Raw genomic sequence first — 22,248 nt, 5'->3', positions numbered from 1 at the left:
TCGCCATTTGCTTACATCTTTTGCGCGGATTCGGGTTTAGGGTAGGGCGGGCTTTGTTACAAATCAGGGTCCGCGCACCGCAGCCGCACATCGTGTGCTGTTCCGGGCGGTACAAGCAAGGAGTTCCCGATGAAAACCACAACCATGACCACGATGTCCACGATCCGTCTCCTCCTGTCTGGCGCGGCGGCCGCGCTGCTGCTCGCCGCGGCGGGCGGAGCGCATGCGCAGACCTACATCAATGCCACGGTGGGCGGCGAGCTGGCCCCCGGCGTGTACGGCCGCATCAACATTGGCAATGCGCCACCGCCGCCGCTGCTGTATGCCGAGCCGGTCATCATCCACCGCCCCGCGGTCGTGGTGCCGCGCTCGCCGATCTACCTCTACGTGCCGCCCGGCCATGCCAAGAACTGGGGCAAGCACTGTGCGCGCTACAACGCGTGCAGCCAGCCGGTGTACTTCGTGCAGGAGCCGCCACCACGCCGTGGCCCTCCGCACCGGGGCCCGGGCCGCGATGACCGCCGGTGGGATGACGACCATCGCCACGGCGGCAAGCAGGACCGCGACCATGACCGGGGCCGCGGCAACAATGGCAAGGGCCATGGACATGGCCACCGCGACTGACTGACTGACTGACTGCGCGGCGCACCTCCCTGCAAGGCCGCGCCGCGCTGCACCGCGTTTGCGCCATCGCAGACGCGGTGCCGGCACCAGCGGTTAAGCTCGGGCCTCTATGGCCCAAGTCACTTTTTCTCCCCCCTTCACCGCCCCCCAGGATGTCGCCAGCCAGCTGCGGCAGAACGGCTTTGCCGTCCTGTCGCCGGCGGACGTGGCCCGCTGGACGGGCTGCGCCCTGCCGGACTTGCTGGGCCTGAACGGCGACTGGGCGGGGCTGCCCCCCGATGATTTCCTCAAAGACGGCGGGCGCTACCGCCGCCGCCGCCATGCCTGCTTTGTGGTGCAGGACGGGCAGGTGCGGCAGGTGCCGCACCGCGCGCACTGGCAGCCTGTGGAGTACAACGCGCTGCATGGCGGCATGGAGCGCTGGTTTGCCCCCATGGAGCCCGCCACCGTCGCCCGGCCGGTGTGGCAGCAGCTGCTGGCAGCGCTGGCCGGGGTGTCCGATGCCGTGTTTGCGCGCTCCGAGGCGCCTGCATCCTGGTTCGTCGAGGCCCACCAGTTCCGCATCGACACCACCGACGGCATTGGCCGGCCCACCCCCGAGGGCGCCCACCGCGACGGCGTCGACCTGGTGGCCGTGTTCCTCGTGGGGCGCGAGGGCATCAAGGGCGGCGAGACGCGGGTGTTCGAGGCGGCGGGCCCCAGCGGCCAGCGCTTCACGCTGACCGAGCCGTGGTCCCTGCTGCTGCTGGACGACGCGCGCATGATCCATGAATCCACGCCCATCCAGCCCCTGGCCGAGGGGGGGTATCGCGACACCCTCGTGGTCACCTGCCGCCGGGGTGGTTTCCAGGGGGCGGATGTGGTCGGGCAGGCCCCTGCGGGCCGCTGAACGCCGGCAAGGGAGTGCGTCCGATTTGATGCGAATCAAGATGCGCGGTATGGTGGGCGTTCAAACTGATGTCCATGGCCGGGCCACAAGCCAGGTCCCACACTCAACTCAAGGAGAAGCACCATGTTCAAGCACATTCTGGTTCCAGTCGACGGTTCCAACACCTCGATGCTCGCGGTCTCCAAGGCCGCGGCCCTGGCCAAGACCTTTGGCAGCGCCGTGACGGCGGTCTACGTGGTCGATCCCTATCCCTTCACGGGCGTGGGGGCTGATTTCGCCTACGGCCAGGCCCAGTACATCAACGCGGCCACCGCCGAGGCCAACAGCGCCCTGGATGCCACCAAGAAGGCCATGGCCGAGGCTGGCGTGCCGGTGACCACCGTGGTGGGCGAAGGCCACGCAGTGCATGAAGGCATCCTGCGCGCGCTGGAAAGCACGGGCGCCGATCTCATCGTGATGGGCTCGCACGGCCGCCGCGGGCTTGAAAAGCTGGTGCTGGGCAGCGTCACGCAGCGCGTGCTGGGCGTGGTGCACATCCCGGTGCTGGTCGTGAGGGACTGAGCGCCATCCCCCATGAGGAACGGCTCCGAAAGGAGCCGTTCCTCATTTCAGTTCTCGATGGCGCCGCGCACCAGCGCATCCCACATTCCACAGCTCGTGGAGCAGGCACGCCCTTCGCCAGTGCACCCGTGGATCTGGCTTTGCCAGCCACCGGGTGCGTCCCCCTTCAGGGGGAAGGCGCGAAGCGCCTCAGGGGGTCACTCAATCTTCGCGCCCGAGGCTTCGACGATGCCCTTCCACTTGGCGTAGTCGGTCTTGAGCAGGGTGCCGAACTGCGCGGCGGACATGGCTTCCGGCTCCGCGCCCTGGGCATGGATGGCGGCCTTCATGTCGGCCGTGGCCAGGAGCTTGTTGATCTCGGCGTGGATGGCACTCACCACGGCGGCCGGCGTGCCGGCGGGGGCGAACACGCCGTACCAGGTGCTCACGTCGAAGTCCTTGAAGCCCGACTCGGCCACGGTGGGCACCTCGGGCAGGGACGAGCTGCGCTTGGCCGAGGTCACGGCCAGGGGGCGCAGCTTGCCGGACTTGATCTGGCCCATGGCCGAGGGCAGGGACGAGACCAGCAGGTCCACATTGCCCGCCAGCGCATCCATCAGCGCGGGATTGGATCCCTTGTAGGGAATGTGGCTCAGCTTCACGCCCGCGGCCTTCTCGAACAGGTCGCCCGCCAGGTGGATGGACGTGCCGTTGCCGGGCGAGCCATAGGTGATGGTGCCGGGCGCGGCCTTGGCGGCGGCCACCACGTCGGCCAGGGTCTTGTACTTGGAGTTGACGCTGGTGGCGATGACCACGGGCGTGTAGGCGACGTGGGCCACGGCGGTCAGGTCCTTGGTGGGGTCCCAGGGCAGGTTCTTGTAGAGCCAGGGGCCGATCACGAGGTTGTCCTTCTGGCCCATCACGAGGTCATAGCCCGTGGGGGCCGCCTTGACGGCCTCGCCGATGCCGATGGTGCCGCCGGCGCCCGCCTTGTTGTCGGCCACCACGGTCCACTTGGCGCTTTCGGTGAGCTTGGTGGCCACCAGGCGCGAGAGGATGTCGGTGCCGCCGCCGGGCGGGAAGGGCACGATCAGGCGGATGGGCTTGGTGGGGTAGGCCGCAGCCGGTGCGGGGGCCTGGGCGTGCGCGGTGGTGCCCACGGCGAAGGCGAGGGCGGTGAAGGAAAGCAGGGTGCGAATCATGGTGAGAGATGTCTCCGTCGGTTCAATATGGACAGGCGGCCGCGCAGGCGCGCTCCGCTCTGCTGGTCTTGGCGCCAGCACCCACGGATGATCGCCGATCCTGCGCGGGGCTGGCCTTGCCGATACAGGGTGGCAACATCGCCACTGGCGATGGCAAGGCCGGGCGGCACGGGTCAGATGCGCTCGAAGATCGCGGCGATGCCCTGGCCGCCGCCGATGCACATGGTCACCAGCGCGTAGCGGCCCTGCACGCGCTGCAGTTCGTGCAGCGCTTTCACGGTGATCAGCGCGCCGGTGGCGCCGATGGGGTGGCCCAGCGAGATGCCCGATCCGTTCGGGTTGACCTTGGCCGGGTCCAGGCCCAGGTCCTTGGTGACGGCGCAGGCCTGGGCGGCAAAGGCCTCGTTGGCTTCGATCACGTCGAGGTCGTTCACCGTGAGGCCGGCCTTCTTCAATGCCAGTTGCGTGGCCGGCACGGGGCCGATGCCCATGTACTTGGGGTCCACGCCCGCGTGGGCATAGGCCACCAGGCGTGCCAGCGGCTTGGCGCCACGGGCCTTGGCGGCGCCGGCTTCCATCAGCACCACGGCGGCGGCGGCGTCGTTGATGCCCGAGGCGTTGCCGGCCGTCACCGTGCCGTTCTCCTTCTGGAACACGGGCTTGAGCCTGGCCAGGTCCTCCATCGTGGCGCCGGGGCGGAAGTGCTCGTCGGTGGCGTACAACACGTCGCCCTTCTTGCTTTTCAGGGTGACGGGCACGATCTGGTCCTTGAACACGCCGGCCTGCGTGGCGCGTTCGGCCCTGTTGTGGCTCTCTACCGCCAGCTTGTCCTGGTCTTCGCGGCTGATGCCCCACTTGGCGGCGATGTTCTCCGCCGTCACGCCCATGTGGATGTTGTGGAAGGGGTCGTGCAGCGCGCCGATCATCATGTCCACCATCTTGGTGTCGCCCATGCGGGCGCCCCAGCGCATGTTCAGGCTGGCAAAGGGCACGCGGCTCATGTTCTCGGCCCCGGCGCCAATGGCCACGTCGGTGTCGCCCAGCAGGATGGACTGGCTGGCGTTGACGATGGCCTGAAGGCCCGAGCCGCACAGGCGGTTCACGTTGTAGGCGGGCGTGCTTTCGCCGCAGCCGCCGTGGATGGCGGCCACGCGCGAGAGGTACATGTCCTTGGGCTCGGTGTTGACCACGTGGCCGAACACCACGTGGCCCACGTCCTTGCCTTCCACGTTGGCGCGGGCAAGCGATTCGCGCACGACGAGTGCGCCCAGTTCGGTGGGGGGCACGTCCTTGAGGCTGCCACCAAAGGTGCCGATGGCGGTGCGCACTGCGGAAACGACGACGACTTCACGGGTCATGGGGAGGTCCTTTCAGATGGGTTTCAGATCAAATTGGCCGCTAGCGCTTGTCCATAAAGCGCTGGCAGCTATAAAAACAGGAGTATTGGGGCTCTAGGCGTCCCGGACATCGGCCACCGGGTTGGTGCCGAAGTCTGCGCGTTCCAGCCAGGCGAGCACGCGGGTGGCGGCGTCGGCAGGCGATGTGAGCTGGCCACCCGTCTTGAGGTTGGCGAAATTTTGCTGGTCCGGGAACGCCTCGGGGGCGGCGCCGCGCAGCTGCACCTGCATGTCGGTGTCGATCACGCCGGGGGCCAGCGAGCATACCTTGGCGCCCTGGGGCTTGATGGCTTCGTCCAGCGCCACGCAGCGCGTGAAATGGTCCATGCCCGCCTTGGCGGCGCAGTACGCGGCCTGCGAGGCCATGGCCCGGCGGCCCAGGCCCGAGGAGATGTTGAGCACCTTGCGCGGCACCGTCCAGGCATCCGTCGCGCCCAGGAAGGCGGCGGTGAGCTGCATGGGCGCCTCCAGGCCCACGCGCAGGGCATGGGCCAGGTCGGCGGCATCGCTGCCCGAGAGGGGGGCGATGCGCGGGATCACGCCCGCGTTGTTGATGAGCGTGGCGCTCGCGAACACCTGCGGGCCCTGCGCCGCGAGCCAGCTTTGCAGCCTGTGCGCCGCCTGCTCGCCCTGCGAGAGGTCTTGCTGCCATTGTTCGAGGGTGACGCCCGCCGCCTTGGCTTCGGTGGCCAGGTCCGCATTGGCGCTGCGCGCGATGCAGATGAGGGTGTTGCCGCTGCGCAGGAGTTGCTGGGCCATGGCCAGCCCCATGCCGCGCGATGCGCCGGTGAGGATGTAGAGGTGGGTATGAGGCATCCCCCCATCGTACTGCGGGACGCCCGGCTCAGCTGTCTCCGGCAGGCTCCAGCGCCGCGAGCAGCAGCGACAGCCGCGCGTCCAGCGCCGCGAGGTCGGCGGCCTTGAGCGGCGCCAGGATGCGGTGCTCGTTGGCGACGTGGGCCTCGACAGCGCGGTCGATCAGCGCCAGCCCCTCGGCGGTGAGCTGCACCAGCGAGCTGCGCGCATCGTCGGGGTTGGGCAGGCGCGTGATCCAGCCCTGGGCCTCGAGCTTGCCCATGCGGTGCGTCATGGTGCCCGAGGTGACCATGAGGGTGGAGAACAGCGTGGTCGGCGCCAGGCAGTAGGGCGCGCCGCTGCGGCGCAGCGTGGCCAGCACGTCGAACTCCCAGAAGCTCAGTCCGAACCCGGCAAAGGTCTCGTCGAGCCTGCGCTGCAGCAGCGCGGCGCAGCGCTTGATGCGCCCGATGGGGCCCATGGGGCTCACATCCAGGTCGGGGCGCTCGCGGCTCCACTGGGCCAGGATGGCGTCTACGGCGTCGGGCTGGCGTGGGGTGGCCATGGGCTTTGTGATCGATTTATCTTGATTTCAAGATTGTATGGTAGAGTATTTTTATCTTGATTTGAAGATAAATTGCCATGCAAAGCACCCGCACCTCTCCCTGGCTGGATGCGCTCGCCACGGCCGTGGGCCCGGTCATCTGGGGCTCCACCTACATCGTCACCACCGAGCTGCTGCCACCCGACCGGCCCTTCACCGCCGCGCTGCTGCGCACCTTGCCCGCGGGCCTGCTGCTGGTGCTGTGGTGCCGCCGCTGGCCGGCGTGGGGCGACTGGGTGGGCTGGCGGCGGCTGATGGTGCTGGCGGCGCTCAACATCGGCGTTTTCCAGGCGCTGCTGTTCGTGGCCGCCTACCGGCTGCCGGGCGGCGTGGCCGCCGTGGTGGGCGCGGTGGGCCCGCTGGTGGTGATGGGCCTGGCCTGGGCACTGGATCACCGCCGCCCGCCCGCCCTGGCCCTGGGCGCAGGCGCGGCCGGCGTGCTCGGCATGGCCGCACTGCTGCTGTCGCCCGGTGCGCGGTGGGACATGGTGGGCGTCGGCGCGGCATTGGTCGGCACCGTGTGCATGGCGGCAGGCACCTTCTGGTCGCGGCGCTGGCGGTCCGACCTGCCGGTGCTGGCGTTCACGGGGTGGCAATTGCTGGCCGGCGGCATCATGCTCGCGCCCGTGGCCTGGCTGGTGGACCCGCCGCTGCCCGCGCTCACCGCCCCCCAGGTGGGCGGGTATCTTTACCTGAGCATCGCGGGCGCGTTGCTGGCCTATGCGCTGTGGTTTCGCGGCATAGCGCGCCTGCCGTCGGTGGCGGTGTCGTCGCTCGGGCTGCTCAGCCCCGCCACGGCCGTGCTGCTGGGCTGGGTGTTGCTGGGCCAGGCCATGACGGGCGTGTCGCTGGCTGGCATGCTGGCGGTGCTGGCCAGCATCCTGGCGGTGCAATGGGCGATGTCGCGGCCCGTGGCGCCGGCGCGGCTGTAGCGGCGGGCGGCTCCGGCCGCGGGGTCAAAAATCCGCCGCCCATTCGAGGGCAAGGTGCGCTCCGGTGGCCGGGTGTGCAAAGGCCAGGTGGCTGGCATGCAGCAGCAGGCGCGGCGCGAGGCCCTGGGTGGCCGCGTCGGCATACAGTGCGTCTCCCACGATGGCGTGGCCCACGGCGGCCAGGTGCACACGCAGCTGGTGGGTGCGGCCGGTGACGGGCGCAAGCTCGACCCGCGTCGTGCGGGCGGCCAGGTCGCAGCTCAGCGCGCGCCAGCGGGTCAGGCTGGGCTTGCCCTGCGTGGCGTCGATCACCCGCAGCGGGCGCCGGGCCCAGTCGGCGGCGATGGGCAGGTCGATCTCCTGCCATGCCGTGGGGTCGGCAGCGCCCTGGCCCATGCATCCCCGCACCACCGCCTGGTACCGCTTGTGCACCGTGCGCTCGGCAAAGGCACGGCTCAGGCGGCGCTGGGCCTCCAGGTGGCGCGCCATCAGCACGAGGCCCGAGGTGGCCTGGTCCAGCCGGTGAACGATCAGCGCCCCTGGCCAGTGCTGCTGGGCGCGGGTGCTCAAGGCATCCTGCTTGTCCGGGCCGCGCCCGGGCACGCACAGCAGGCCCGACGGCTTGCAGAGCACGAGCAGGTCCGCGTCCTCGTACAGCGCCCGTGGGGCGGGGCAGGCGGCGGCTCCAGGCGCGCACGCCTGGGCCGCGGGCGCGGAGGGGCCTTCACCGGGTGGCATCGTCGCCGCCCACCAGGCGCTGCACGGTGGCGCAAAGCTCTTCCACGTCGTTGGGCTTGTGGATCAGCGCCTGCGCTCCCTCGGCCAGCGCGGCCTGTTCGATCTCGGCCGTGACGTAGCCCGAGGCCAGGGCCACCGGCAGGTCGGGCCGGATGAGGCGGGCCTCCCGCACCAGGTCCACGCCGCAAAAGCCCGGCATGTTGTAGTCGGTCACGAGCAGGTCGTAGCAATCGGGCGCCGCGTTCAGAGCTGCCTTGGCCTCGTGCGGGTCGGTGAAGCCGCTGACTTCGTAGCCGCGGCGGCGCAGCAGGCGCTGCACCAGGAACACCAGGGCCTCGTCATCGTCCACGTACATCACATGGGGCTTTCTCGGGGGCGGCTCGCACCCTGGGGGCTCTGGTGTGTCCGGCGCGGCGGCGGGGGCGGTGGCCGTCGCTGCCGGCATCGGCACCGGGGGCTCGGCGGCGGCGCTTGCGGCGGCCACCGGGAAATACAGCGTGAACCGGCTGCCCTGGCCCGGCGCGCTGTGCACGTCCACGCCGCCCTCATGGGTGCGCATCACGCCATGCACCACCGCCAGGCCCAGGCCGGTGCCCTGGCCCACCGGCTTGGTGGTGAAGAACGGCTCGAAGATGCGTTCCAGCGTCGCCGCATCCATGCCCGGGCCGCTGTCGCGCACCGACAGGGCCACGTAGTCCACGGGCGCCAGGCCCAGCCGTTCGCTCAGGCGCTGGTCGGGCTGCACGGTGGCCGCCTCCACATGGATGCTGCCGCGCTCCGTGCCAATGGCGTGGACCGCGTTCGTGCACAGGTTGAGCAGCGCCTGCTCCACCTGCGTGGCATCCGCCAGAACAGGCGGCAGGCCCGCCTGCAGCTGCATGTGCAGCTCGATGGCGGGTGGAAGGGTCACGCGCAGCAGGCGCTCGGTGTCGTGCACGACCTCGGCCAGCGACACGGCCGAGCGCTGTGGCGGTTCGTTGCGGCTGAAGGTGAGGATCTGGCGCACCAGGTCGCGCGCGCGGCGGCCGGCCTTGTCGATTTCCCCCAGGCTCACCAGCACGGGAGAGCCCGGTGCGCAGTCGGCCTGGGCCAGCGCCACGTTGCCCAGAATGGCCCCCAGGATGTTGTTGAAATCGTGCGCGATGCCGCCGGCCATGGTGCCCACGGCCTGCATCTTCTGCGACTCGCGCAGCTGCGCCTCGAGTTCGTTGCGGTGCGCCTCGGCCTTCTTGCGGCCCGTGAGGTCGCGGGCGAAGACGGTGGTGGTTTCGCCTTCGGCGTGGCGCTCGAACGAGACGCTCACTTCCACGGCCAGCTCCTTGCCGCTGGCGGTGAGGGCGGTCATCTCGCCCAGCATGGCCTGCGTGGTGAGCTGCGCAAACGCCAGGGCCTGGGCGGCATCGGGCAGGAAGCGGTCGAGGGTGCTGCCCAGCGCATCGCTCGCGCTGCACTGGAACAGCGCGGCTGCTGTGGGGTTGAAGACCGTGATGCGCCGGTGCTGGTCCACGCAGATGATGGCGTCCAGCGCCGAGTTGATGACGGCTTCGAGCCGCCTTTCGCTCGCGTGCAGCTGCTCGTTGCGCTGCTGCAATGTGGCCGCGCTGTGCTGCAGCGCCTGGCGTTCCGCGAGCAGCGGGCCCTGGTCGATCACCGCGCACAGGAACTGCGGCAGCGGCGGGCCGTTGCTTTGTGGTGCCTCGATGTGCGCGATGTGCAGGTCGCCGGTGATGCGCGTGTCCGCATTGATGGAAAACACGACCTCCTTGGCCTCGCTGCGGCCCAGGTCCCGCGCCAGCGCGAAGGCCTCGCGCACGCGCCTGGCGTCCTGCGCGCGCACGAAGGGCATCAGCGCCGAGAGAGGGCGGTCGCGCTCGGTGGGCTGGAATGATCGGTGCGCCATGGAGTTCGCCTGCACCACCAGATCGTGCTCGTCCACCACCATGAGGGCCAGCGGCACGCTGGCGAACAGCGTCTCGAAGCGCTCGTAGGCACTTTCGGCCACCGTCTGGCTGTAGCGCAGGACCTTGTTCTGGCTCTCGAGTTCGGCCTGGTAGGCCCGCAGCTCCGCCACCAGGCTGTCGGCCGGCGAGCCCTCCCGCGCGGCAGGCGGCGCCGTCCGCACGACGGGTGGGCCCGCGGTGTCCGCTGCATGGGCTGGCATCCGGCGGGCAGGATCCAGAAAGGACAGGTCGGGTTCGCTCATGAAGGGGGCGTGGCGTCAACGTGAAGGAGAGGCAGGCGCGGGCGTGGTGGGGCGCCCAGCCGGGGCCGCCCGGGGCGCATGCGCGCAAGTGTACGCCCGTGAGGCCTGGCCCCTGGGGGGCCCACGGCGTAACCCCTGGACGCACAAGGGAGCCGCCGCAGGGCACCCCCCGCGAAGCGGCGCACGCGAGCGGGCACGGACCGGTAACCCGCATTTCAAGGGCCGATTGTTGGCCAAATGGGAACAATGCTTTTCCCGGGGATGGCTTACCGAACCGGGGGTGTTTGCCTACAGTTCATTACACCGGGCCCTTGTCACCCATGCCCTGCAAATACCCTTTCACCACAGGATTCGACCATGACCACCCTTGATACCACTGCGGCCGCCCAGCCCCTGCTGAACAAACTGCAATGGCGCTATGCCGCCAAGAAGATGAACCCCGCCAAGGCGGTGCCACAGGACAAGGTCGAGCGCATTCTCGAAGCCGCGCGCCTCGCCCCCACCTCCAGCGGACTGCAGCCCTTCGAGATCATCGTGGTGACCGACCCCGCCGTGCGCGCGCGCATCCAGCCCATCGCATGGAACCAGGCGCAGATCACCGACGGCTCCCACCTGCTGGTGTTCGCGGCATGGGACAACTACACGGCCGAGCGCATCAACATGATGTTCGACCTGACCAATGACCAGCGCGGCTTCAAGAACGAGGGCTGGGAAAACTACCGCCAGATGCTGCTCTCCAGCTACCCCCAGCGCGATGCGGAGGTGAACTTCCAGCACGCGGCGCGCCAGGCCTACATCGGCATGAGCGCGGCCCTGATTGCCGCCGCGTTCGAGGAGGTGGACTCCACGCCGATGGAGGGGTTCGACCCCAACGCGCTCGATGAGATCCTGGGCCTGCGTGCACGCGGCCTGCGCAGCGTCTCGATTCTCCCGCTGGGCTATCGTGCCGAGGAGGGCGACTGGCTGGTGAGCCTGAAGAAGGTGCGCCGCCCCCGCGAGCAGTTCGTGACCGAGGTCTGAGCCCGGCGGGGTTTCCCGCGTGCGCCTGCGCTAGGCAGCTTGTCCCAGGCCTCGTGCACCGACCCTCCCGGCCGCCCCCTTCCTTGGGTGCGGCCGGGTTCTGGCATTTCAGCGCACCGCCGCAGGTGCATCGCTCACGCGGCGCATGGGCGTCAGCACGAAGGCCAGCGCCGCCAGCACGACCAGCGTGCCGCCGCTGGCCGCGAACAGCTGGGCCAGCGTGATGCTCTTCATCACCCAGCCCGTGACGGCGGCGGAGATGGGTGCCAGGCCCATGAAGATGAACATGAACAGGCTCATCGCGCGGCCCAGCAGCGCGGGAGGCACGCGCTGCTGGATCCAGGTGAACACGCTCACCTGCATGAAGCCGCCCAGCAGGCCGATGGCGAGCATCAGCACAGAGCCCTGCCACACGGCCGTGATCAGGCCCATGGGCATGAACAGGGCGCCGATGACCGCATCGAACGCGAGGATGGTCATGCCCAGGCTGCCGATGCGCAGCCGGGGCACCATGCCGGACACCACCATGCCCAGCAATGTTCCCGCGCCATGGGCGCCCACCATGATGCCGAAGGCCGCCGCGCCCAGCTGCGGCGTGCTGCTGGCCAGCACCGGGATGGCGATGTGGATGGGGCCCATGATGAACAGGGCAATGGCGCTCCAGTAGAGAAAGCAGGTGCGCAGCTCGCCGTCGCGCCAGAAATGAACCAGGCCTTGCGCCACCGATGACAGCACGGCCTGCGGGGCCGCCGCGGGCTGCGGCGTGCCGCCGTGGGTGCGCACCTTGGAGAGCGTCCAGGCCGACAGCGCAAAGCTCAGTGCGTCCAGCGCGAAGGCCAGGCCAATGCCGGTGGCGTTGGCGCGGGTGCCGCCATGGCCGCCGGCGCCGGCCGTGGCGGCGTCGCCAAACAGCGCGATGAGCAGGCCCGCGAGCAGCGGGCCCAGGAACATGGTGAGCTGGCGCAGGCCCAGGTTCACGCCATTGGCGGCCTGCAGCTGGTGGCGGGCCACCACGTGCGGCATCATCGCGACCCCCGCCGGGATGCTGAACGCCGTGGCCAGGCCAATGCCCAGCGACAGCGCGTACACCATCCACAGCGTCAGGCTGCCGGCCAGCACCAGGGCGGCCAGCACGGCCAGCAGCACCAGATTGATGTACTTGGTGATCATCAGCACCTGCTTGGGCGAGTGGCGGTCCACCAGCGCGCCGCCGATCAGGATGAACAGCGCGCGCGGCACGCTGATGAGCGCCAGCACGGTGCCCAGCACCAGCGTGTCGCCGGTCATCTGCAGCACCAGCCAGGGCAGGGCGATGAGCGTGAACTGGTCGCCCAGCATCGAGAGGAATGCGCCGCCGGTCAGCCAGCGGAAGTTGCGGTCCTTGAGCAGCACGGCGCGCGGGTCCCCGTTTGCCGGGGCGGGCTGGGCATGCTCGGTGCGCGGCGGCGGATTGTCGCGGGTGGGGGTGTCAGTGGGCATGGGCAGGTTCTCCAGGGTAGGGGCGGGAATGGCGGTGGCCGTTGAGCAACTGGCCCACCGCGGTAAAGCGGACACACAAGTGATAGCTGGCCAGGCACAGGGCCGTGGTCGCCAGCACGTTGAGAAAGATCTTGGCCGTCGCGGGGATCGGCACGCCGTACAGCAGCGCGCCAAAGCCCACCGTCAGCGGCAGGTGCACCAGGTACACCCAGTACGCGCTGTCTGCCAGGTAGGCCAGCCAGGCCCTGGGCCGCGCCACATGCCGCAGAAACAGGCCGATGAGCGCAAAGCTCCACAGCCAGGACGCCGCGTTGTAGGCCAGCGCCATCCAGAACTGGAGGTGCCGGGTGGCCGACACGGGCGCGGCCAGCACGTCGGTGAAGCCACCGGTCAGCAGCACCAGCGCAAAGGCCGATGCTTCGGGCTGGGCCAATATCTCCGACAGAAACCCGGTCACCACGAAGCACGCAACACCCGCGGCGGCGAACACCGGCCACAGCCGTTCGTAGCGCGCCATCAGCCGTCGCCGCTGGGCGTACAGGCACAGGCCGAATGCATAGAACAGGCCGTTGTGCACCCATTCCGCGAGCGGCGGCAGGAAGGACCCACTGGGTGTGACGATGCCGTGGTCGTAGTGCGCGCCGATCCAGGCCAGCGGCAGCGTGAGCACCACCCCACCCACCGGCGATGCGCACAGCCATGCCGCGATGGCCTGCAGGGCGCGCTGCGCGGACTGTGGCAGCGCCCGGGCCATGGCCCACACCGGTGGGGTGAGCAAGGTCAGCCACAGCAGCATCCACAGGAACCACAGGTGCATGGTGGGCGGGCCTTGCGGCACGTTGGGGCCCCGGGGCAGCAGGCTGCGGTCCACACCCCAGGTGCCGTGCGCCATGCGGTGCAGGAACATCAGCCCGAGCAGGGTGGTGGCGATGAACAGCGGCGGCCAGAACACCGCGAACGGCAAGCCCAGGCGGCGCACGCGGTGGCGGGCCATGCCGGCCAGCCCACGCTGCTGCACCAGCAGTGCCACGAAGAACCCCGCCAGGATGAAGAACAGCGGCATGCGAAACGCGTGGATCACCGCCACCAGCAGGTCGGCCACGGGCGTGGACAGGTCGTCGTGCCAGGGCAGGGGCGAGGGGGCTGCCATGTACGCGATGGATGCGTGCAGCACGATGCCCAGCCACATCATGGTGGCGCGCAGGTGGTCCAGCGCGTGCAGGCGCCCTGCGGCGGCAGGGGATGCGGGGAGAACGGGAGAGGAAGGGTCGGCAGTCATGGGTCGGTCTGTCAGAAGACCGACTGTCAAGCCTCACGTTGCGTGAGGGTCAAGCGATTTTTACTGCTTTTTTACGGATGGGTGGCGCGGCTGGCCCCGCAGCGGCGGCATGCACGTGGGCGAGGGCAGCGTGCAGGTACGCACGCACGGGCGCGCTCAGTGGCGAGCCCGCCTGCAGCAAGGGCTCCAGCATCGATGCGGTGAGCAGCTTCTGGCGCAGCGCCGCGTCGTTGCGTGTCAGCTGGCCGAACAGCGCATCCCAGCGCTGTGCCGCCGCCGCAGCGTCGGCGTGCTGCGGGGCCACTCCGCGCGCCAGCAGTTGCTGCACCGAGCCCTCCAGCGCCGCCCACTGGGTGTGGGGCACATGGCCCAGCGCGCGCAGGTCGTCGCGGGTCAGGTACTTGTCGAGCAGGTTCATGCGCAGCTTGATGGCGACTTCGACGTACTCGATCATTTCGCCCGGCGGCGCATGGTTGCGGCCGTGGGTGGTGGGCTCGGTGCGGAACATGTGGCCCCAGCGCTCCAGCAGGTCCATGTCGCCGCCCATCCAGTGCAGCATCAGCGCCATCCAGCGGTACGCCAGCGCCTGCACCTCCGGGGCGTCGGGCGGCAGCTGGCGGTCCATGGCGCTCTGCACCAGGTCCTTCACGACCAGCCAGTCGGCTTCGATCAGGCTCCAGTTGGTGAAGATCTGCTTGAGCTCGGCCGAGCTGAAGTACTTGCCATAGGTCGTCATGAGCGCCAGCGCTTCGAGCCAGTTGCCCATGTCGGGCTCGGCCCCTGCCATCAGGCCATCGCGCAGCATGGTCAGGCGGCCGCGCAGTTCGGTGGCTTGCGATATCTGTTGGTCGAGCGCGCGGATCTGCTGGCCGATGATGCGCTCGGGCGCCATGGTGTCGCCCACCAGCAGGTCGCCGATGTCGCTGAGCGGCAGGCCCATCTGCCGCATGGTCTGGATGCCATGCAGCCGCTGCACGTCGGCCTGGCTGTACAGCCGGTAGCCGGCGTCCGACCGGCCCGAGGGCTTGAGCAGCCCGATTTCGTCGTAGTGGTGCAGCGTGCGCACCGTGAGGCCGGTGCGCCGCGCGAGGTCACCGACCTTCAGCAGCATGGGTCTTCTTACTTGCGCACCGAGATCAGCTCGATCTCGAAGTTGAGCGTGCTGTTGGGCGGAATCACCCCGCCAGCGCCGCGCTCGCCATAGGCAATCGCTGCCGGGCAGGTCAGCTTGGCCTTGCCGCCGGGTTTCATGCGCTGCACGCCTTCGGTCCAGCAGGGGATCACGCGGTTGAGCGGGAACTCGGTGGGCTCGCCGCGCTTGTAGGAGCTGTCGAATTCCTTGCCGTCCAGGAACGTGCCCTTGTAGTGCACCTTCACCGTGTCGGTGGCCTTGGGCGATTCGCCCGTGCCTTCCTTGAGGGACTCATAGACCAGGCCGCTGGCCGTGGTGACGGGCTTGGCCTGCGCCATGGCGGCGGGGGCGATCACAAAGCCGGCAAGCAGTGCGCAAAAAAGGTTTCGCAAAGGGGTCTCCTTGGAGGTGGGTGTATCGGACAGCCCGCGATCTTAGTCGCGTTCCGGCGGCTGCCCGTGGGCCGCCGGTGGGGGCCGGGCAATAAAAAAGCTTTCGTGCGGGCAGGCTGCACGAAGGCTTGTGGTGGGCGGGGAGGAACGGCGCCGGGCGCCTGCCCGCTGGGATCAGGCGTAGTCGGACACCGGGATGCAGCTGCACGCCAGGTTGCGGTCGCCCCACACGTTGTCCACGCGCCCCACGGGCGACCAGTACTTGCTGCTGCGCAGGGCGGCCACGGGATAGGCGGCGGTCTCGCGGGCGTAGGGGCGGGTCCACTGCGCGCCCAGCAGGCTTTGCGCCGTGTGCGGCGCGTTCTTGAGCGGGTTGTCGTCCTGCGGCAGCGCGCCATTTTCGATTTGCCGGATTTCCTCGCGGATGGCGATCATCGCGTCGATGAAGCGGTCGATCTCGAACAGCGTTTCGCTTTCGGTGGGCTCCACCATCAGCGTGTTGGGCACGGGGAAGGACAGCGTGGGCGCATGGAAGCCGTAGTCGATCAGACGCTTGGCCACGTCCTCGGCCATCACGCCGCTGGTGTCCTTGAGGCCGCGCAGGTCCAGGATGCACTCGTGCGCCACATGGCCGTTGGCCGAGGCGTAGAGCGTGGGGTAGTGGTCCTTCAGGCGCGCGCTGATGTAGTTGGCGCTGAGGATGGCCGTCTCGGTCGCGGCCTGCAGGCCCTCGGCACCCATCATGCGGCAGTACATCCAGCTGATGGGCAGCACCGCGGCGTTGCCCAGCGGGGCGGCGCTGACGGGGCCGACCTTGCCGGCGCTCGGCTCCAGGGGCTGGTCGCCACGGCCGGGCTGGCCGGGCAGGTAGGGCACGAGGTCTTCCACCACGCACACGGGGCCCACGCCGGGGCCGCCGCCGCCATGGGGAATGCAGAAGGTCTTGTGCAGGTTCAGGTGGCTCACGTCGCCGCCGAACTCGCCGGGGGCGGCCACGCCCACCAGGGCGTTCATGTTGGCGCCGTCCACGTAGACGCGCCCGCCGTGGCTGTGCACCAGGGCACACAGCTCCTTCACCTGGGTCTCGAACACGCCGTGCGTGCTGGGGTAGGTGATCATCACGCAGGCAATGTGCGCGCTGTGCAGCTCGCACTTGGCCTTCAGGTCCGCCAGGTCCACGTTGCCATTGGCGTCGCAGGCCGTCACCACCACCTGCATGCCCACCATCTGGGCACTGGCGGGGTTGGTGCCGTGCGCGCTGCTGGGGATCAGGCAGATGTTGCGGTGGCCCTCGCCCTGGGCCTCGTGGTAGGCCTTGATGGCCAGCAGGCCGGCATATTCGCCCTGCGAGCCGGCGTTGGGCTGCAGGCTGATGCCCGCGTAGCCGGTCGCTTCGCACAGCCAGGCACGCAGCTGTTCATCCAGTTCGCGGTAGCCCTGGAGCTGGTCGGCGGGGGCAAACGGGTGCACGCCGGCGAATTCGGGCCAGGTGATGGGGATCATCTCGCTCGTGGCGTTGAGCTTCATGGTGCAGCTGCCCAGCGGGATCATGCTACGGTCGAGCGCGAGGTCCTTGTCGGACAGCTGGCGGATGTAGCGCAGCATGCCGGTTTCGGAGTGGTGGGTGTTGAACACCGGGTGCGTGAGGTAGCTGCTGGCGCGGCGCAGCCCGGCGGGAATCAGCGGCTCCACGCCGTGCTCGAACGCCTCGAAGGTGGGCAGGGCCTGGCCGTCCTGGGCGAAGATCTTCCACAGCAGTTCGACATCGGCGCGCGTGGTTGTCTCGTCGAGCGAGATGCAGAGGTAGTTCTCGAAGTAGATTCGCAGGTTGGCGCCCATCTGCACTGCGCGAGCAGCTATTGATTTGGTAGCGCTGTCGGTTTTGAGCGTGAGCGTGTCGAAGCAGCCCTGGGGGCGCACGGGGGCGCCCAGCTGCGTGAGTCCCCTGGCCAGGATGGCCGTGTAGCTGGCCACGCGCTGCGCGATGCGTTTCAGGCCGTCCGGGCCGTGGTACACGGCGTACATGCTGGCGATCACGGCAGGCAGCACCTGCGCAGTGCAGATATTGGACGTGGCCTTTTCGCGGCGGATGTGCTGCTCGCGCGTCTGCAGCGCCAGGCGGTAGGCGGGCTGGCCGTGCACGTCCACGCTCACGCCCACCAGGCGGCCGGGCAGGCTGCGCTTGAACTCGTCGCGGCAGGCCATGTAGGCGGCGTGCGGGCCGCCCGCGCCCATGGGCATGCCAAAGCGCTGGGTGGTGCCAACCACGATGTCGGCGCCGTATTCCCCCGGGGGCGTGATGAGCGTCAGGGCCAGCAGGTCGGCGGCCACGATGAAGGCGGCTTGCTTGGCATGCGCCTTGTCCACATCGGCGCGCAGGTCGTCGATGCGGCCGCTGGTGGCGGGGTACTGGGCCAGCACGGCGAAGTAGTCGCCGGCCAGCAGGTCGTTCCATTCCTCGGCGGAGTTGGCCAGGCGCACTTCCAGGCCCAGGGGCCTGGCGCGGGTCTGGATGACTTCGATGGTCTGCGGGTGCGCGTCGCCGGCCACCACGAACACATTGCTCTTGCTCTTGACCGAGCGCCTGGCCAGGGTCATGGCCTCGGCGGCGGCCGTGGCTTCATCCAGCATGGACGCGTTGGCGATCGGCATGCCGGTCAGGTCGCACACCATGGTCTGGAAGTTGACCAGCGCCTCCATGCGGCCCTGCGAGATCTCGGCCTGGTAGGGCGTGTAGGCGGTGTACCAGGCGGGGTTTTCGAGAATGTTGCGCAGGATGACGCCCGGCGTGTGCGTGTCGTAGTAGCCCTGGCCGATGAAGCTCCGCAGAACCTTGTTCTTGGACGCCATTGCCTTGAGTTCGGCCAGCGCAGCGGCTTCCGTGGCGGGCCGGGGCAGCGACATCGCGCGGCTGCGCGCGATGGAGCGCGGCACGATGCTCTCGATGAGCGCGCTGCGCGAGGCTTCGCCGATCACGGACAGCATGTGGGCTTCGTCAGCTGCGTCGATGCCGATATGGCGGGGCAGGAACTCGGTGGTGTTCTCGAGTGCGGCGAGGGTGGGCAGGGGGGCTTGGGAGGTCATCGGCGGCGGCACAGTGCAAGGAAACACATTGGCCCGGCGGGGAGGCGCCGGGCCGCGGGGCATCGGAGGGTCAGGCGTTCTTGGCGAACTCGGCGTAGGCGGGTTCGTCCATGAGCGCATCGAACTGCAGCATGTCCGTCACATGGACCTTGAAGAACCAGCCGGCACCCATGGGATCGCTGTTGGCCAGCGAGGGGTCGGCGCGCAGTGCTTCGTTCACTTCGACGACTTCGCCGGTGACAGGCATGTACACGTCGGCCGCGGCCTTCACGGACTCGACCACGCCGGCCACGTCACCCTGGGTGAAGGTCGTGCCGACCTCGGGGAGGTCCACGAAGACCACGTCGCCCAGGGCGTCCTGGGCATGCAGCGTGATGCCCACGGTGGCGGCTTCGTGGTCGGAGATGTCGATCCACTCGTGGTCCTTGGAATACTTGATGGTCATGGGGGAAGCTCCAAAAAAAGGGGGGTAAACAGAAAAAGTGCCGATGCCAGCCGCCACTTTAGCCGGGCTGGGGCGGTTGCAGAGGGTCAGCCGCGGTGGTAGCGCGCGGGCGTGAACGGCATGGACACCACCTCCATGGGCACGGCCTTGCCGCGCACGATGGCGTTGACGCGCGTGCCGATGGCGGCAAAGGCTGGCGCCACGTAGCCCATGGCCACCGGCTTGTCCACGGTGGGCCCCAGCAGGCCGCTGGTCACTTCGCCGATCTTTTGACCGTCGGGGCCTTGCAGTTCGGTGTGCTCGCGCACGGGCACGCGTTCCAGCGCGACCAGGCCCACGCGCTTGCGCTGCAGGCTGGCGGGGTTGTCGATCTGCGACAGCACCTTGTCGGCACCGGGGAAGCCGCCCGCGCGCGCGCCGCCGGTGCGGCGCACCTTCTGGATGGCCCAGTTCAGCGCCGCCTCGGGCGGGGTGGTCGTGGTGTCGATGTCGTTGCCGTACAGGCACAGGCCGGCTTCCAGGCGCAGCGAGTTGCGGGCGCCCAGCCCGATGGGCTTGACCTCGGGCTGGGCCAGCAGCGCGCGCGCCAGGGTTTCGGCCTGGGACGCGGGCACCGAGATCTCGAAGCCGTCCTCCCCGGTGTAGCCGCTGCGGGTCACGAAGCAGTCGCAGCCCGCAATGGAAAAGTCGCCACCCGTCATGAATACCAGCTTTTCGACGCCGGGTGCCAGGCGCGCCAGGGCGGTGACTGCCTGCGGGCCTTGCAGCGCCAGCAGGGCGTGGTCGGGCATGGGGATGACGTCGCAGCGCTGGCCGATGCGTGCCTGGATGTGCGCGCTGTCGCCTACCTTGCAGGCGCCGTTGACGATGACGAACAGGGTGTCATTGCCCTGGTTGAAGAACATCAGGTCGTCGATGACCGTGCCTTCGTCGGTGAGCAGCAGGCCGTAGCGCTGCTTGCCCACGGGCAGGTCGATCACGTCGACGGGCATCAGGGTTTCGAACGCGGCAGCGGCGCCGGGGCCGACAAGCTTGAGCTGGCCCATGTGCGAGACGTCGAACAAACCCGCCGCGTTGCGCGTGTGCAGGTGCTCGGCCATCAGGCCGGCAGGGTACTGCACGGGCATGGAGTAACCCGCAAACGGCACCATGCGGGCGCCCAGCTCGGTGTGCAGGGCGTTGAGAGGGGTGGTCAGCAGCGGGGCGGTAGGGGTGGTCAAGGCGGACTCCGGGGCAAATGGTGGCCGCGGCCCCATGGGTCGCGGGATTTGCCCTGCTGTCCGCTTTACCTGAGAGATTCACCGCAGCGCCCTGGCTGGCCGCGCGGCTTGCTCCTTCGGTGGATGGGTGCCGTGCTGCACGGTCCATCTCTCTCCAGCAAGGGAACGCCCGCATCACTGCGGGCGGTTGCCAGTCCTTTTGCCTGAGCGTTCGGCTGCTGCCTGCGCCTTCGGCGGCCCCTTTCGTTGATGGGAAGGGGCTCTCTCCTGACGGCCGCCAGTATATCCGCTGGAAGAAGCCGCGCAGACGCTATTTGATGAACCCGAGCACCTTCGGCAGCCAGGTCGACAGCTGCGGGATGAAGGTCAGCACCACCAGCACCACGCCATGCGCCCACAGGAAGGGCACCAGCTCGCGCACCAGCTGCGACATCGGTACGCGCGAGACGTTGCAGGTGACGAACAGCAGCCCGCCCACGGGCGGCGTGATCATGCCCAGCGTGAGGTTGTAGATCACCACCATCGCGAAGTGGATGGGGTCGATTCCCAGCTTCACGGCCACGGGCGCGAGGATGGGCGCCAGCACCATCACGCCCGGCAGCGGCTCGATGAAGATGCCGAACAGCAGCAGGAAGATGTTCACGATGATGAGGAACATCCACGGCGAGAGGTTCATGCCCACCAGCCAGTCGGCCATCTGCTGCGGAATGCCCTCGATGGTCAGGATCCACGCGAACGCGGCCGACAGCCCGATGATGATCAGCACCGAGGCCGACAGCAGGGCCGAGCGTGCCAGGATGTCGGGCAGCGCCTTCCACTGCAGCGTGCGGTAGACGAACTTGCCGCACACCAGCGCATAGAACACCGCCACCACCGAGGCCTCGGTGGGCGTGAACCAGCCGGCGCGCATGCCGCCCAGGATCACCACCGGCAGCAAAATGGCGGGCAGCGCCTTCCAGGTGGTCTGCAGGATCTCGGCCAGCGGCGGCATCCGGCCGTCGCCCTTGTAGTTGCGCTTCTTGGAGACGTGGAAGTTTACGACGCACATGGCCACCGCGATCAGCAGGCCCGGCAGCAGGCCGGCCACGAACAGCGCACCCACCGACACCGTTTCATCCTGCAGCGCATAGATGATCATGATGATGGACGGCGGGATGATGGGCCCGACGATGGCCGTCGAGGCCGTGAGAGCCGCCGCGTACGAACGGTCGTAGCCGGCCTTGTCCATCATGCGGATCAGCATCGACCCCGGCCCCGCCGCATCGGCCAGCGCCGAGCCCGAGATGCCCGAGAAGAAGGTCAGCGAGACCACGTTGGTGTAGCCCAGCCCGCCGCGCTTGTGGCCCACGAACTGCCCGGCAAACCTCAGCAGCACCTCGGTCAGCGAGCCGCCGCTCATGAGCTCGGCCGCGAGGATGAAGAAGGGCACGGCCATCAGTGGAAAGCTGTCGATGCCGGTGAAGGTCTCCTTGAGCAGCACCATCAGCGGGTAGCTCTCGGCCAGGATCAGCGTGGCCGCGGTGGCCAGGCCCAGCGCAAACGCCACGGGCACGCCCATGGCCAGGAACAGGCAGGCCGAAACGATGAGGATGATGGACGCGCTCATAGGGAGGCACTCGCATTCGCATCGAAGTGTTCATCGGCCGCAAAGTTGCGGTCGAGCACGTAGCCGCGCACGATGAACAAAAAGTGCACGATCAGCAGCACGCCGCCGATCAGCATGGCGCTGTAGATGTAGGCGAACGGGATCTGCGTCACGGCCGTCATCTGGAACATGGTGCGCTGCATGTACAGCCAGCCGTACCAGACCATGAAGCCGAAGAAGGCGAACAGCAAGGCCGCGACCACGGCACGCAGGGCGATGGCGCCCGCGCGGGGCAGGGCATCCTGCAGGTTCTCCACCGCGATGTGGCCGCCATAGCGCAGCACGGGGCCGGCGCCCAGGAAGGTCAGCCAGATCATCATGTGGCGCGACACCTCCTCGGCCCATTCGAGCGAGTTGTGGGTGACGTAGCGCATCACCACGTTGGTGAAGATGATGATGGACATGGCCGCCAGCAGCAGGATCAATGCCCAGCGGTTGGCGGCCAGAAAATAGCGTTCGAAGGTTTTCACGGGACGGTCTTGGACAAGGGCGTGCAGGGTCAAAGCAAAAGCGCCCGGCGCCTTGTGTGGGCCGGGCGATGCGGGGCGCGGGTCAAGAGCGGCTCACACAGCCCAGCGAAGCGGTCCTGGTTAGGCGTTGCGTCGCAGACAGTACAACCAGTACGGCA

At 68.8% G+C, this 22,248-nt stretch carries 20 protein-coding genes and 2 riboswitches; of the genes, 5 read left to right on the top strand and 15 right to left on the bottom strand.

Annotated features, from left to right (window positions below):
• Positions 1 to 129: 129 nt before the first annotated feature.
• The 3 genes from ACAM51_RS26705 to ACAM51_RS26695 all read left to right on the top strand — a co-directional run bounded on the left by ACAM51_RS26705 (position 130) and on the right by ACAM51_RS26695 (position 2,074).
• Complete coding sequence (locus ACAM51_RS26705; protein ID WP_218338732.1) at positions 130 to 624, top strand: hypothetical protein; 495 nt, start codon at positions 130 to 132, stop codon at positions 622 to 624.
• Positions 625 to 733: 109 nt separating this feature from the next.
• On the top strand, positions 734 to 1,513 hold the full coding sequence (locus tag ACAM51_RS26700) for a 2OG-Fe dioxygenase family protein (protein ID WP_369644008.1): 780 nt from the start codon (positions 734 to 736) through the stop codon (positions 1,511 to 1,513).
• A 123-nt stretch (positions 1,514 to 1,636) separates the two neighbouring features.
• Positions 1,637 to 2,074, top strand: coding sequence for a universal stress protein (locus ACAM51_RS26695; protein ID WP_218295244.1), 438 nt, complete (start codon positions 1,637 to 1,639; stop codon positions 2,072 to 2,074).
• A 197-nt stretch (positions 2,075 to 2,271) separates the two neighbouring features.
• Here the strand turns inward: ACAM51_RS26695 and ACAM51_RS26690 are convergent, their stop codons facing one another.
• The 4 genes from ACAM51_RS26690 to ACAM51_RS26675 form a co-directional block, all read right to left on the bottom strand.
• The gene (locus ACAM51_RS26690) at positions 2,272 to 3,255 is read right to left on the bottom strand and encodes a tripartite tricarboxylate transporter substrate binding protein (RefSeq protein WP_369644007.1); all 984 of its coding nucleotides are present in this window, start codon (positions 3,253 to 3,255) and stop codon (positions 2,272 to 2,274) included.
• 173 nt (positions 3,256 to 3,428) lie between these two features.
• Positions 3,429 to 4,613, bottom strand: coding sequence for a beta-ketothiolase BktB (gene bktB, locus ACAM51_RS26685; RefSeq protein WP_369644006.1), 1,185 nt, complete (start codon positions 4,611 to 4,613; stop codon positions 3,429 to 3,431).
• A gap of 93 nt (positions 4,614 to 4,706) precedes the next feature.
• On the bottom strand, positions 4,707 to 5,468 hold the full coding sequence (locus ACAM51_RS26680; RefSeq protein WP_218295241.1) for an SDR family NAD(P)-dependent oxidoreductase: 762 nt from the start codon (positions 5,466 to 5,468) through the stop codon (positions 4,707 to 4,709).
• A 28-nt stretch (positions 5,469 to 5,496) separates the two neighbouring features.
• A complete protein-coding gene (locus ACAM51_RS26675) occupies positions 5,497 to 6,012 on the bottom strand; it encodes a MarR family winged helix-turn-helix transcriptional regulator (protein WP_218295240.1) in 516 nt (171 codons plus the stop codon).
• A gap of 77 nt (positions 6,013 to 6,089) precedes the next feature.
• On the opposite strand from ACAM51_RS26675, the gene ACAM51_RS26670 reads away from it, so the two are divergent.
• Positions 6,090 to 6,983, top strand: a complete 894-nt coding sequence (locus tag ACAM51_RS26670; RefSeq protein WP_369644005.1) for an EamA family transporter — start codon at positions 6,090 to 6,092, stop codon at positions 6,981 to 6,983.
• Between the two features lie 24 nt (positions 6,984 to 7,007).
• Here ACAM51_RS26670 and ACAM51_RS26665 read toward each other — a convergent pair whose 3' ends face one another.
• Positions 7,008 to 7,721: an RluA family pseudouridine synthase gene (locus ACAM51_RS26665; RefSeq protein WP_369644004.1), complete on the bottom strand. Its 714-nt coding sequence runs from the start codon at positions 7,719 to 7,721 to the stop codon at positions 7,008 to 7,010.
• Positions 7,708 to 9,924 carry an ATP-binding protein gene (locus ACAM51_RS26660; RefSeq protein WP_369644003.1) on the bottom strand — a complete coding sequence of 739 codons (2,217 nt, stop codon included), beginning with the start codon at positions 9,922 to 9,924 and terminating at the stop codon, positions 7,708 to 7,710. The genes ACAM51_RS26665 and ACAM51_RS26660 overlap by 14 nt, the downstream gene beginning before the upstream one ends.
• A 357-nt stretch (positions 9,925 to 10,281) precedes the next feature.
• Here ACAM51_RS26660 and ACAM51_RS26655 point away from each other — a divergent pair, with 357 nt between their 5' ends.
• Positions 10,282 to 10,944 carry an NAD(P)H-dependent oxidoreductase gene (locus tag ACAM51_RS26655; protein WP_218295236.1) on the top strand — a complete coding sequence of 221 codons (663 nt, stop codon included), beginning with the start codon at positions 10,282 to 10,284 and terminating at the stop codon, positions 10,942 to 10,944.
• A gap of 108 nt (positions 10,945 to 11,052) precedes the next feature.
• On the opposite strand, the gene ACAM51_RS26650 is transcribed toward ACAM51_RS26655, so the two are convergent.
• The 9 genes from ACAM51_RS26650 to ACAM51_RS26610 form a co-directional block, all read right to left on the bottom strand.
• Positions 11,053 to 12,282, bottom strand: coding sequence for an MFS transporter (locus ACAM51_RS26650; RefSeq protein ID WP_369644024.1), 1,230 nt, complete (start codon positions 12,280 to 12,282; stop codon positions 11,053 to 11,055).
• 130 nt (positions 12,283 to 12,412) lie between these two features.
• On the bottom strand, positions 12,413 to 13,702 hold the full coding sequence (locus ACAM51_RS26645; RefSeq protein ID WP_369644002.1) for an acyltransferase family protein: 1,290 nt from the start codon (positions 13,700 to 13,702) through the stop codon (positions 12,413 to 12,415).
• A 49-nt stretch (positions 13,703 to 13,751) separates the two neighbouring features.
• A complete protein-coding gene (locus ACAM51_RS26640; RefSeq protein WP_369644001.1) occupies positions 13,752 to 14,813 on the bottom strand; it encodes a MerR family transcriptional regulator in 1,062 nt (353 codons plus the stop codon).
• Between the two features lie 8 nt (positions 14,814 to 14,821).
• The gene (locus ACAM51_RS26635) at positions 14,822 to 15,226 is read right to left on the bottom strand and encodes an FKBP-type peptidyl-prolyl cis-trans isomerase (protein WP_218338724.1); all 405 of its coding nucleotides are present in this window, start codon (positions 15,224 to 15,226) and stop codon (positions 14,822 to 14,824) included.
• A gap of 174 nt (positions 15,227 to 15,400) precedes the next feature.
• Entirely contained in the window at positions 15,401 to 18,310 is a 2,910-nt protein-coding gene (gene gcvP, locus ACAM51_RS26630; RefSeq protein WP_369644000.1) for an aminomethyl-transferring glycine dehydrogenase, read from the bottom strand.
• Between the two features lie 70 nt (positions 18,311 to 18,380).
• On the bottom strand, positions 18,381 to 18,755 hold the full coding sequence (gene gcvH, locus ACAM51_RS26625; protein ID WP_218295223.1) for a glycine cleavage system protein GcvH: 375 nt from the start codon (positions 18,753 to 18,755) through the stop codon (positions 18,381 to 18,383).
• Between the two features lie 86 nt (positions 18,756 to 18,841).
• Positions 18,842 to 20,011, bottom strand: a complete 1,170-nt coding sequence (gene gcvT, locus ACAM51_RS26620) for a glycine cleavage system aminomethyltransferase GcvT (protein ID WP_369643999.1) — start codon at positions 20,009 to 20,011, stop codon at positions 18,842 to 18,844.
• Positions 20,012 to 20,021: 10 nt separating this feature from the next.
• Positions 20,022 to 20,143, bottom strand: a riboswitch (glycine riboswitch).
• A gap of 13 nt (positions 20,144 to 20,156) precedes the next feature.
• Positions 20,157 to 20,255: riboswitch (glycine riboswitch) on the bottom strand.
• Positions 20,256 to 20,285: 30 nt separating this feature from the next.
• Positions 20,286 to 21,581, bottom strand: coding sequence for a TRAP transporter large permease (locus ACAM51_RS26615; RefSeq protein ID WP_218295221.1), 1,296 nt, complete (start codon positions 21,579 to 21,581; stop codon positions 20,286 to 20,288).
• Positions 21,578 to 22,090 carry a TRAP transporter small permease gene (locus ACAM51_RS26610; protein WP_218295220.1) on the bottom strand — a complete coding sequence of 171 codons (513 nt, stop codon included), beginning with the start codon at positions 22,088 to 22,090 and terminating at the stop codon, positions 21,578 to 21,580. The genes ACAM51_RS26615 and ACAM51_RS26610 overlap by 4 nt, the downstream gene beginning before the upstream one ends.
• Between the last annotated feature and the right edge of the window lie 158 nt (positions 22,091 to 22,248).

Origin of the sequence: Acidovorax sp. A79 (assembly GCF_041154505.1) — a bacterium.
Taxonomy (GTDB): domain Bacteria; phylum Pseudomonadota; class Gammaproteobacteria; order Burkholderiales; family Burkholderiaceae_C; genus Acidovorax.
This window is presented reverse-complemented; position numbering and strand designations above follow the sequence as displayed.